Consider the following 11,457-nt stretch of genomic DNA (forward strand, 5'->3'; position numbering starts at 1 on the left):
ATGTTGATCCATCAAGCTATTTTAACAAGAATTTCTACCACAGAATGAGAAAAAGTGAAAACATTAATTTTGTTAAATCTCTTTTTTGTTAAATTTAAAATGATCAGAGGAGTTAAACTCTAGGATGAACACCATAAATTCATCAACCCAAAAGATTAGCAAGTATAGCTTTAAGCCATCCTATACTTGGCCAAATCCAGCCTTTCCATTCAGAGTGTATTATGACAGTCCTCAGTGCAGAATCTTTATTATAGAAAACATCCATCACAATTGGAATTGGATGTCTGAATGGCACGAACATTTTCGGAAAACGGATTTCTTCTTGGTTTATTGCGGTTGGTATCAAAGCCCTTCTTTTGCAAATGAAGCCGAGACTATTTTTTCTCTCCTGAACTTAGATAAGACTAAATTTTTCTTTTTGTATAATTGCCCACTGGAAATGCAAAATTTTTCAGCCAAGGGCTTTCAAGGAGATGTGATTAACCAGAATGCCTGGATTGATGAAAACTTAGTGATGCGACCCCTGAATCTTAATAAAATTTATGATGCTATTTATGTAGGTCGTCGCAGTGCATTTAAAAGACATATGCTCGCTTCTCAGGTGTCTCGCTTGGCACTGGTAGCTGGAAGTAATCACGGAAATGCTATTTCAAAGATTCCCTCGCATGACTATCTAAATAATCAGCCATTATCACCTGAAGAAGTGTGCGAAAAGATTAATCAAGCTTACTGTGGCTTGATATTATCTGAAGTTGAAGGAACCTGTTTTGCTTCGAGTGAGTATCTTTTGTGTGGAGTACCTGTTGTTTCTACGCCGTCAAAAGGAGGACGTGATGTATGGTATAACGAATACAACTCAATTGTTTGCGAACCAACGCCAGATGCGGTTGCATTGGCAGTAGAAGAATTTGTACAGTATCCTCGTAATCCACAGCGAATTAGACAGATGCACATTAATCAAGCGCAAACGTACAGAGCAAAGTTTATTAATGTATTAGCTGATATTTTTAATCGTTTTGGTGTTGTAGATGTAGATCCAGTTAACTATTTCAAAGCTAATTTTTACCATAAGCTTAGAAAATCTTACAAACCAGATTTTCAAGCAATATTTGGAAAAGTTTATTCTTGAATTTTAATAAATTTAAAGTAGTAAAAAAGGAGTTTTGTAGACAATGAACAATTACGAAAACTTGAAAATCAAACAAGAATCTAGCCACCGTAGCTCTTTTCAGAAAATGGTGGAAGATGATAAGAGTTATACCTACTTAGATGTAGAAAATTCACATGGTTGGTCGAGAAATTATCCTCTTTATAAACTGGAAAAATTTTTTCGACACATAGCACCTAGTGAAATTGTCACCATAGGCGATGGTAAAGGCGGCCATGAGGCACAAATTATCAAAAAATTTGGCAATAAAGCGATCGCTACTGATCTGGCTATAGAAATTCTGGAAGTTGCAAAACAAAGAAATTTAATTGATGATTTTGGAAAAGAAGATGCGGAAAACCTATCATTTGCTGATAACTCCGTTGATTATTGTTTTATTAAAGAATCTCTGCATCACTTACCCAGACCATATCTGTGCATTTATGAAATGCTCAGAGTTTCCAGAAAAGGCATTATCTTAATTGAACCCAATGGCGATCATTGTTACACAATCGGTAAAGAACAGTACGAATCATCAGGAAACTATAAATATCAATTTACACTCAAAGAATTAGTTCAATGTGCAGCTTGTTTAGGATTTAATCATGTTGCTTATGGATATTCACCTAATGTAAATTATATTTTGAATTGTTTTTGTTTTCAGCAAGAATTTCCTGAAAAATGGGCTAAAAAAGAAACGAGGCCTGCTCCTATGGAACTTGCAGGCAGGTTAATGCCATGCTCTATTAAGTATGGAGATAAATTTCAGCAATCAAAACCGAATTTTGAAAAAGCAGTTGATATCTGGTACAAAAGCCACGATCCTAAAATTAATCCATTACTCATTTTTATCATATTTAAGAGTGAAATTTCACCGCAATTAAAAGATATCTTGAGAGAATGTGATTTTGAAATTCCTGATATTCAACCAAATCCTTACACTCGTTAATGCTGCTATGAAAACCAATACCCTCAAGATTTGTAACCTCTGTCGCGGAAGCGAATTTGATAGTAAATTAAGAGCTTCACGCTTTGGCAGCCCACCCCATTGTCTTAAGTGCGGTTCAGGAGAGCGAGAGCGTTCCATAGTCTTCCAAAATACTTTGATCTAAATTCAAAAAAACAAGTTAACTTTGAAGGTTATCAAAATGATTCAAACAACAGATATTCTCAGTCAATTTTTCCTGAAGCTAGAAGAAGACAGTCAAAAAAATGAATTCCAGACTGGATAAAAGCTTGGTNCTGTCGCGGAAGCGAATTTGATAGTAAATTAAGAGCTTCACGCTTTGGCAGCCCACCCCATTGTCTTAAGTGCGGTTCAGGAGAGCGAGAGCGTTCCATAGTCTTCCAAAATACTTTGATCTAAATTCAAAAAAACAAGTTAACTTTGAAGGTTATCAAAATGATTCAAACAACAGATATTCTCAGTCAATTTTTCCTGAAGCTAGAAGAAGACAGTCAAAAAAATGATATTCCAGACTGGATAAAAGCTTGGTATTGGAAAGAGCTAAATCCTCAATTTGGAGCTAGTCAAAATTATAATGGTGTTATAGATTTATTTAATTGGTATGCGGGACAATCATCTTCCCGAACTTATCCCAATGTTATTAACGATAGTTATTTTCAGTCTTTAGTCCAAAAAAGTATTGACTTAGATCATTCCATATTTTCTCGACCTTTATTTTCTGACATTCAAGCTGAACAACCCCATAAAAAAATCAACCTTGAAAACTACAGTATATATAATGCACAAGATTATTTTTTCTCTAAATCAACTGCAAATATGTTTGGTCAAAAAATTGCTAATGTAGTAGATTTTGGTGCGGGATCTGGTAGGCAGTTAAATTTATGGTCTCAAGATGCAGACTTACAGACATTTGTTGGTATTGATGCAATACCACAAACCTACTGTATGCAAAATTTATATTATCAATTAATTGGTTTAGAACTTAAAGAGTATATTTTAGAAGATGAAAGTTTTCAGGTAAAAAATTATCCTCATAAGACAGTTTTTCATATTCCATCTTGGAAAATGGAAGAAATTCCTGATAACTTTGCTGATCTGGTTATTACAGTTCAAGTTTTAGGAGAATTACGTCCTGAAATGACAGATTATGTTATTTCACAATTCCGAAGAATTTTGGTACCTGGTGGGCGATTATATATTCGAGATCATGGCAACCGTCATAACCCTAACAAAGTTAACATTAAAGAAGCTGTCAAAAGTTATAACTTTCATTTGGAATTTGAACCCTATCTCGAAGATTTAGTGGAAATTCATGGTATTCCCAAAATTTGGCGAAAAATTTAACTAATTGCTGTAGACTTAAAAAGGTTTCTCAATGTGAGTGGTGTAGAAAATATTCTATGAGATTAACGACAGGGACTATAGAAACTTTCTGTTCCTATCTGTTCTCTAGAATATCGCATCAACCCCAGACAGCTTCAATTCTGAAATTGATTCATCAGCCAAGCTAAAACTTCCGACTGATTTGTTTCTCGGTTGCGACGCAAAGCTTCTTCCAATAGACTCAAACCAAGACCCTTGAAAACTTGAGACTGTCTAATTCGTTGACTCCCAAACTCCATTTCATTCAATATTTTATAGGCGATGATCTCAGCAGTATTAACATCAACAATCCAATATTCTTTCACACCCAACTCTTCATACAAACTTCGCTTTGTTCCTAAATCATCGAGTAAAGAACTTTTGGAAATTTCAATCACTAAGTCCGGTGTTTGATATTGATCTAAATTAATAATTCCAGTACCAGCAGGAATTGCTTGAGACTTTTCTCCGACATAGCAAGCAATATCGGGTTGACACTCTCGAANCTAAATCATCGAGTAAAGAACTTTTGGAAATTTCAATCACTAAGTCCGGTGTTTGATATTGATCTAAATTAATAATTCCAGTACCAGCAGGAATTGCTTGAGACTTTTCTCCGACATAGCAAGCAATATCGGGTTGACACTCTCGAAGACCAGACTTGCGAAATGAACAGGTATCAAGGCTATTGAGAGGAATCTTGTTTAATGCTGCATAGAGTCCAATGCTAATGATTAGCATAGCATGATCTTTTCCGTGATCAAAACTTACAGGTAGCATTTCAATCCTAAGATTTCCCCTGTAATAATAACTTTTTGACTGTTCATAAATAGGATCTGAAATGACCTCAATATAATCCTCCCAGGGAATCGTTACCCAAGTTTCTGTCGGGAGTTGGGTTTTGAGTCGATCCATCATGTTTCTCCCCTCTCATCCCTTTATTCTTAAAANATATAATCCTCCCAGGGAATCGTTACCCAAGTTTCTGTCGGGAGTTGGGTTTTGAGTCGATCCATCATGTTTCTCCCCTCTCATCCCTTTATTCTTAAAAGTCTTAATTTTGACTAAGATTGAAGCACTTCTGTTTTACCATTTTGTTCAGAATCACTCAGAGATTCACCTAAATAAATTGCGCGAATATCTGGGGGTAAATTCTTCTGAAGTTGATCATATCCCTGTTTCAATAAATCCTTAACTTCACTGGGGGAAATCGCCTCTCCTTCCGCTTGTAAATAGGCTGCAATACGGGTTTCACTCCAATGAAAGGTTTGCGCCATGACAACGGCTAAACGCAACAAGGGATCGAGTTGATCAAGCGCTTGTCCCATATAACACCACAAGGGGGGAGGCGCCGCTTTCAGGGAATATTGTATCGACTCAACGGGGGGTAAATCGGCGCGGTTAATACAAATCGCCGTGACATTAATTAACCAATTTTGTAGGGTTGTTTCTCCCTGCGCGTCTTGGGACTCCCGCAAGTTCAAACCTCGCATTTCATAAAAAATATGTCGCCAAGTCTGAGACAATAAATACTCAGCTTGTACAGGCGATCGCACAGAATGACCGATTAAGGTGTATACAATCAGCGCATAACGACAAAAAATTGTAACAAAATATTTCCCCCGATCCGGATGGTTTTGAAACATTGTCAGCAATTCTTGATCGCTATGATGGGATAGCGACTTCACCAGGGGGTGGTTTGATTCAGATAGATGAAGCGTTTGCACCGTCAGTAGAGATTTGTTCAAAAATGGACTTAACTCTGCTGAATCATAGCTCATTTTGCATCATAGATCAAGCCATCATTTCAGTCGCCTGTCACCCCTGCTTTCAGTCAACAGTTTAAAATCACGTCTTTTTAACTTTAATTGTACATTAAAATGACTTTGTTAAAGCAACATCAATCGAGTTCTCCAACCCTGGAAACTCGCCAACAAAAAACTTTACTCATTCTCCTCTTACCTGCCACAATTTGGCTGTTAGTTTTCTTTGTTTTACCGCTAATATTTGTTCTGGTTTGTAGTTTCCTTGAACGCGGAACCTATGGCGGGATTAACTGGATTTTTACCCTGAGTAACTATCAACGTTTAGTCAGTCCTTTGTACTGGGGAGTATTTTGGCGATCGCTTCAACTCGCTGCTTTAACGACTCTTGTTTGTTTAATCATCGCCTATCCTTTAGCCTTTTTTATTGTCACTCGTTCTCCCCGTTGGCGAAATCTTCTATTAGTCTTAGTGATTATTCCATTTTGGACAAACTTTTTAGTCAGAACCTATGCTTGGATTGTGATTTTAGGCAATGAAGGTGTGATTAACTCCGTTCTCAAAAGTTTACAACTGATTGATCAACCCCTAACTTTACTGTTTACCCCTTTTGCTGTTATTATTGGTTTAATTTATGGCTACTTACCTTTTATGATATTACCACTTTATGCAACATTAGAACGTTTAGATTTTGCTCTGATTGAAGCTGCTCAAGATTTAGGGGCGAATGATCTTAGAAGTTTTTTGCGAGTTGTTTTTCCCTTAACTAAACGGGGAATGATCGCCGGATCAATCTTAGTCTTTATCCCCGCATTGGGAGCCTTTATCACGCCTGATATTCTTGGCGGGGCGAAAACCTTAATGCTGGGCAATCTGATTCAAAATCAATTTTTGCAAGCCAGAAATTGGCCGTTTGGTTCAGCCTTATCGATGATTTTAATGGGAATTATTTTAATTCCTGTATTGATTTATTTTCAAACCTCTACAGATGACTAATGATTGATTTACTCATTCGCAAAATAGGAAAATCTTGGCTGTGGATACACGCGACACTCGCCCTTGCGTTTCTGTATCTGCCGATTTTAATTTTAGTGATTTACTCGTTTAATACTTCTCGCTTTAACGCCGTTTGGACGGGATTTACACTGGACTGGTATCGCAGTTTATTCGGTCAAATTACCGATACTACCGCTAATCTTTCTACTGTTGAAGTTTGGCAAGCCTTAAATAATAGTATAATCATTGCTATAATTTCTACCGGAGTCGCCACAATATTAGGAACCTCTGTCGCCCTCGCCCTTGAACGTTTTCGGTTTCCCGGTGATAAAATCATTACAGGGCTAATTTTACTTCCGATTATTATCCCTGAAATCACCCTGGGGATTTCTTTACTCGTGTTTTTTACCCTGATTTTTCGTCTTGTGGAAAATCTCACGGGAATTCGTTTAACATTAGGATTACCTTCTGTCATTCTCGGTCATGTTACCTTTAATATTGCATTTGTAACGATTACGGTGAGGGCGCGTTTAGCGGAGTTAAACCCATCTTTAGAAGAAGCTGCACTTGACCTCGGGGCGAATGAATGGCGAACCTTTACCCGCATTACCTTACCTTTAATTTTACCTGGAATTGTCAGTGGTGCCTTGTTAGCTTTTACTCTCTCTTTAGATGATTTTGTCGTCACTTTCTTTAATACCGGAGTCGGTGCAACCACTTTACCATTATTTGTCTATGGAATGATCAAACTATCTGTCACTCCTGCAATTAACGCCCTTTCTACGTTAATGTTATTGGTATCCTTGCTACTTGTGGTATCCTCATTAACAATTAATCGAACACAACCCACAACCAAACCTTAATTATTCACCTTTACCTCAAAACAATGAAACGACTTTTTACTTTTTTTCTCTTATTTTTGATGAGTGTATTGTTACCCCTGGGTTGTACAGGGAACAATTCTAACTTATCACAGTCGGGTCAAGATAATGTTCTCAATCTCTATAATTGGTCTACTTATATTGCGCCGGAAGTGATCAGCCAATTTGAACAACAATATAACGTTAAAATAAACTACGACACCTATGATAGCAATGAAAGCCTTTATGCTAAACTAAAACCTGGAAATCCCGGTTATGACATTGCCTTTCCGGCTGATTACATGGTGAAAGTAATGATAGCAGAAAATATGCTAGAAGAAGTTGATAATATCAATATTCCAAATCTTCAACATATTGATGAAAAGTTTCTTAATCCACCCTATGATCCTGAAAATAAATATAGTATCCCCTATCAATGGCTAACAATGGGAATCGGTTATAATATTAAGGCAACTGGAGAAGACATTAACAGTTGGGCTGCTTTATTTAATCCCAAATTTGCCGGAAAAGCTGCTTTATTAGATGATATGCGTCATACCTTTGGGGCGGTGTTAATTTATCTCGGTTATGATCCCAATACAACGAACCCGGAAGAAATCAAAAAAGCCAAAGAATTTTTAATTCAAAACCAGAAAAATATTAAAGCTTTCCTTCCCGATACAGGTCAAAATCTTCTTAATCAAGGTGAAATTAATCTAGCAATGGAATATAGCGGTGATTTATTTCAAGTGATGGCAGAAAATCCCGATTTAAGATATGTTATTCCAAAGGAAGGAACTTTGATCGCAATTGATAGCATGGTCATTCCAAAAAATGCACCCCACAAACAACTAGCGGAACAGTTTATTAACTTTATTCTAGAACCAGAAATTGGTGCAAAAGTCTCTAATTTTATTAACTACGGTTCACCGAATAAAACCGCCATCCAAGAAAAGCTAATCAAGCCAGAAAGTCTACAAAATCCCGGTATTTATCCCGCCGAAGAAGTCTTTGCTAAATTAACCTATCTCGAAGATGTCGGAGAAGCAACCATTCTCTATGATGAAGCTTGGAATGAGGTAAAATTAAGCTTGGGTAATTAGTTGTTAGCCGTTTTTTGTAGGGGCGGGTTCCTTACAGTTTACAGTTTACAGTTTACAGTTTACAGTTTTTACAGTGATCACTGGTAACAGGTTACTGTTAACTGTTGAGGGCGGGTTCACCGAGATTGATTCATCTTACCAACAACCTTGCTAAACCCGCCCTAACTCTCAAGTTAGAATTAACAATCTATTCTATGAAGAATGCAGTCGAATTAATTAATATCTCTAAATTTTATCAAGGAAATCGCAGTCGAGAAATGTTAGCGGTTGATTCTCTCAATTTAGAGATTAAAACTGGGGAATTCTTTTCACTGTTAGGCCCTTCTGGTTGTGGAAAAACAACAACTTTACGGATGATAGCGGGATTTGAAATTCCCACATCAGGGGAAATTTATATTCATCAACAAGCCATGAATCATCATCCCCCATTTCATCGTCCGGTGAATACTGTCTTTCAAAATTATGCCCTATTTCCTCATTTAACCGTTAGTCAAAATATCGCTTTCGGACTAGAAATGGAAAATTTACCTCGTCTTGAAATTCGTCAACGGGTTTCTGAGGTGTTAGGATTAGTGCAACTCACAGACTTACAAACCCGTTATCCCCGTCAACTTTCCGGCGGACAACAGCAACGAGTTGCTTTAGCCAGGGCGTTAGTTAAACAACCGAAAGTTTTACTGTTTGATGAACCGTTAGGGGCGTTAGATTTGAAGTTGCGAAAGGAAATGCAACTCGAACTTAAACAAATGCAAAAACGGTTAGGAATTACTTTTGTTTATGTGACTCACGACCAAGAAGAAGCCTTAACCATGTCTGATAGAATTGCCGTAATGAACCAGGGTAAACTCTTACAAGTCGGAACTCCGGTCGAAATTTATGAGTATCCAAAAACTCGATTTGTCGCTGATTTTATTGGGGAAAGTAATTGTTTAACCGGACGAGTTATTCAACCAGAAAAATCTCAGATTAACTTATTAGTCGATGAACAATTATCCGTTTCTGTTCTTTCTCAGGAAGAAACCTTTATCGGACAAGTTTTAACCGTTGTCATCCGACCTGAAAAAATTAGTATTATTCCGACTGAAGACGTTAAAAATAATAGTAAAAATAACATTTTTCAGGGTAAAATAGAAGAAGCGATTTATCTCGGAACAGATACCCGTTATCGAGTCAAGTTAACGGCAAATATTTCCCTAATTATCCGTCAACAAAACCTCCAACGCGATCGCCTTCAACCCTATGCTGTTGGTGAAACTGTTAACCTTTTTATCTCTCCTGAAAATATCAGCCTTTTAACAGAATAAAAAACGGCTTCTGAATTCAGAAACCGAGATTCTTTTAGGTTTAATTTTGTTAATTAACTGCCCGTTTTAGAAACGGAATTGAGTTCTGAATGTTGTCACAACAACCGTATCATTTTCATCCGTATGTTCGGGGTCAGTAATAATGAAAACAGCCGGAATTAAAGCAATGTATTCGCTAAGTTGGAAACGATAANGCCTTTTAACAGAATAAAAAACGGCTTCTGAATTCAGAAACCGAGATTCTTTTAGGTTTAATTTTGTTAATTAACTGCCCGTTTTAGAAACGGAATTGAGTTCTGAATGTTGTCACAACAACCGTATCATTTTCATCCGTATGTTCGGGGTCAGTAATAATGAAAACAGCCGGAATTAAAGCAATGTATTCGCTAAGTTGGAAACGATAAAGGGCTTCAATGTGAATTCCGGTTTTGTCTTCCTCCAAGCGATCAAGCGTGTGATAAACCACCTTCGGCTGCATCCCCACAATAATACCGCCTAAATCGCCTTCTTTCAGCAAATCAGGAAACGCCAACGTCACCGCAAAATTGAGGATAGTTGCATCGAGGTCATCCCCCTCGCCAGTCGGTTTATCATCAGCCCAAGCCGCACCAAACCAGCCCCCAACCTCAAAACTATCAGAAATTCTCCAATTCGCCTGGAAGCTGACGTTATCACTGGTAGTGGGATTATCACCAAAGGGACGGTTGGCCAAGAAACTTCCGGTTCCGCCACTAACGCCAACATCTCCTTCTCGGAAATAACGGCGACTATAAGCCAAACCCAACACTAAATTATCCAAGGGTTCATAGACTACTTGCAAGAACGCCGAATGACCCCCATTAAATATACCTCGACCTTCAGAGGGATCGGGTGCATCTCCGCTATCGGCTAAGTAACCGAGATTAAGCTTAATGTTATCGTTGAGTCGATAGTTAAGCGCCAAGCCCGTTCCTTCCGGTCCCCGGAACATGGTGGGGTCGTAACGACCAAAGCGAGAGGATGCACCACTACCGGTACTTTCAAACGGACTGATGGGATCTTGAACATCATCGAGATCTAAGCCCTTCGCCCCAAAATAAACCTGACCTTTACCGTCCATAATCGGAAAACGGTAATACAGGTCATCCATCGTAATATCTTCTGAACCGCCATCGGTACCCAGACGACTCATTAAAGTATTCGTCAAGTTTTCACGGCTGAGTCTGGGAACATCTCGGGCTTGCAAACGGGTTCGCAGTCTATCTTTTCCGGTAAAGCTGGTATCGAAGTTTAAACGCGCCCGATAACCGAAGTAGCTTTGAGTGGGGTCTTCCTCTTCATCAACGTTCGGCCCTCCTGCGACGGTATATTCCGCGCGATCGCCAAAAGTATCCCCGATAAAGAAGATTACTTCCCCGTTAAGTTTAGTCGTGGTAGAGAATTGATTGGCTTCGAGTTCAGCAGCCCTAGCTTCGAGAACTGTGACTCNCGCCGCCAGTTCCGCCGCGAATTCTTCCATCAACCGTTGCAGTTTAGCCAGATCTTCGCGTGTTACCAGATCGGCGGTAGACGCACCAATCAGTTCGTTAATGCGTTCTAAACAAGCGTTTACCCCAGCCGCGAACTCATAACGGGTTAAAGCCCGATTTCCTTTATAAGTCCCATCTGGATATCCTGCAATACAGCCATAGCGTTCAACGAGAGATTGTAACGCCTGAAACGCCCAGTCGGTTGGTTGAACGTCTGAGAGTTGGGAAACAGAGGTAACTTGCTGTTTCTTCTGGGAATTAGACCGCCGACCCTCCTGAAAATATTGATTGAGTTGGTCGGAGGTTTGGGGGTTCACGGAATTGTCTGTATTTTCCCCAGAGTCTAAGTCAGAGACTTGTACTTGAGAAAAATTTGACTGGGGGCCTATTTGACCACTATGGGGATTAACCGGAACTTGGGCTAAGGGTTCAGACTGATAAGTGGGG

General features: G+C 38.6%; 10 protein-coding genes and 2 pseudogenes. 7 read left to right on the plus strand and 5 right to left on the minus strand.

Annotation, left to right across the window (positions count from 1 at the left end; genetic code table 11):
- Positions 1–280 precede the first annotated feature (280 nt).
- The 3 genes from WN50_RS22880 (at position 281) to WN50_RS22890 (ending at position 3,458) form a co-directional block, all read left to right on the plus strand.
- On the plus strand, positions 281–1,129 hold the full coding sequence (locus tag WN50_RS22880) for a glycosyltransferase (protein ID WP_049559593.1): 849 nt from the start codon (positions 281–283) through the stop codon (positions 1,127–1,129).
- A gap of 43 nt (positions 1,130–1,172) precedes the next feature.
- The gene (locus WN50_RS22885) at positions 1,173–2,096 is read left to right on the plus strand and encodes a class I SAM-dependent methyltransferase (RefSeq protein ID WP_046276659.1); all 924 of its coding nucleotides are present in this window, start codon (positions 1,173–1,175) and stop codon (positions 2,094–2,096) included.
- Positions 2,097–2,549: 453 nt separating this feature from the next.
- Positions 2,550–3,458 carry a class I SAM-dependent methyltransferase gene (locus WN50_RS22890; RefSeq protein WP_049560852.1) on the plus strand — a complete coding sequence of 303 codons (909 nt, stop codon included), beginning with the start codon at positions 2,550–2,552 and terminating at the stop codon, positions 3,456–3,458.
- Positions 3,459–3,592: 134 nt separating this feature from the next.
- Here the strand turns inward: WN50_RS22890 and WN50_RS22895 are convergent, their stop codons facing one another.
- From WN50_RS22895 to WN50_RS22905, 3 genes and pseudogenes are all read right to left on the minus strand, one after another.
- Positions 3,593–3,874 carry a Uma2 family endonuclease gene (locus WN50_RS22895; RefSeq protein ID WP_053221579.1) on the minus strand — a complete coding sequence of 94 codons (282 nt, stop codon included), beginning with the start codon at positions 3,872–3,874 and terminating at the stop codon, positions 3,593–3,595.
- 108 nt (positions 3,875–3,982) lie between these two features.
- Positions 3,983–4,394 (minus strand): annotated as a pseudogene (locus tag WN50_RS37810) (Uma2 family endonuclease); the annotation flags it as partial.
- Positions 4,395–4,540: 146 nt separating this feature from the next.
- Positions 4,541–5,203, minus strand: coding sequence for an RNA polymerase sigma factor (locus WN50_RS22905; protein WP_046280168.1), 663 nt, complete (start codon positions 5,201–5,203; stop codon positions 4,541–4,543).
- A gap of 153 nt (positions 5,204–5,356) precedes the next feature.
- Between WN50_RS22905 and WN50_RS22910 the strand changes: the two genes are divergently transcribed.
- The 4 genes from WN50_RS22910 to WN50_RS22925 all read left to right on the plus strand — a co-directional run bounded on the left by WN50_RS22910 (position 5,357) and on the right by WN50_RS22925 (position 9,502).
- Entirely contained in the window at positions 5,357–6,235 is an 879-nt protein-coding gene (locus WN50_RS22910) for an ABC transporter permease (RefSeq protein ID WP_046280162.1), read from the plus strand.
- A complete protein-coding gene (locus WN50_RS22915) occupies positions 6,235–7,098 on the plus strand; it encodes an ABC transporter permease (protein WP_046280163.1) in 864 nt (287 codons plus the stop codon). Before WN50_RS22910 ends, WN50_RS22915 begins: the two co-directional genes overlap by 1 nt.
- Before the next feature lie 23 nt (positions 7,099–7,121).
- Positions 7,122–8,198, plus strand: coding sequence for an ABC transporter substrate-binding protein (locus WN50_RS22920; protein WP_046280164.1), 1,077 nt, complete (start codon positions 7,122–7,124; stop codon positions 8,196–8,198).
- Between the two features lie 194 nt (positions 8,199–8,392).
- Positions 8,393–9,502 carry an ABC transporter ATP-binding protein gene (locus WN50_RS22925; RefSeq protein WP_046280169.1) on the plus strand — a complete coding sequence of 370 codons (1,110 nt, stop codon included), beginning with the start codon at positions 8,393–8,395 and terminating at the stop codon, positions 9,500–9,502.
- Positions 9,503–9,779: 277 nt separating this feature from the next.
- Here the strand turns inward: WN50_RS22925 and WN50_RS22930 are convergent.
- Both WN50_RS22930 and WN50_RS36545 read right to left on the minus strand, forming a co-directional pair.
- The coding region (locus tag WN50_RS22930; RefSeq protein ID WP_235441093.1) for an iron uptake porin at positions 9,780–10,969 on the minus strand (1,190 nt) is incomplete at its 5' end.
- A gap of 1 nt (position 10,970) precedes the next feature.
- Positions 10,971–11,457, minus strand: a pseudogene (locus tag WN50_RS36545) (iron uptake porin); the annotation flags it as partial.

It is taken from the genome of Limnoraphis robusta CS-951, from assembly GCF_000972705.2.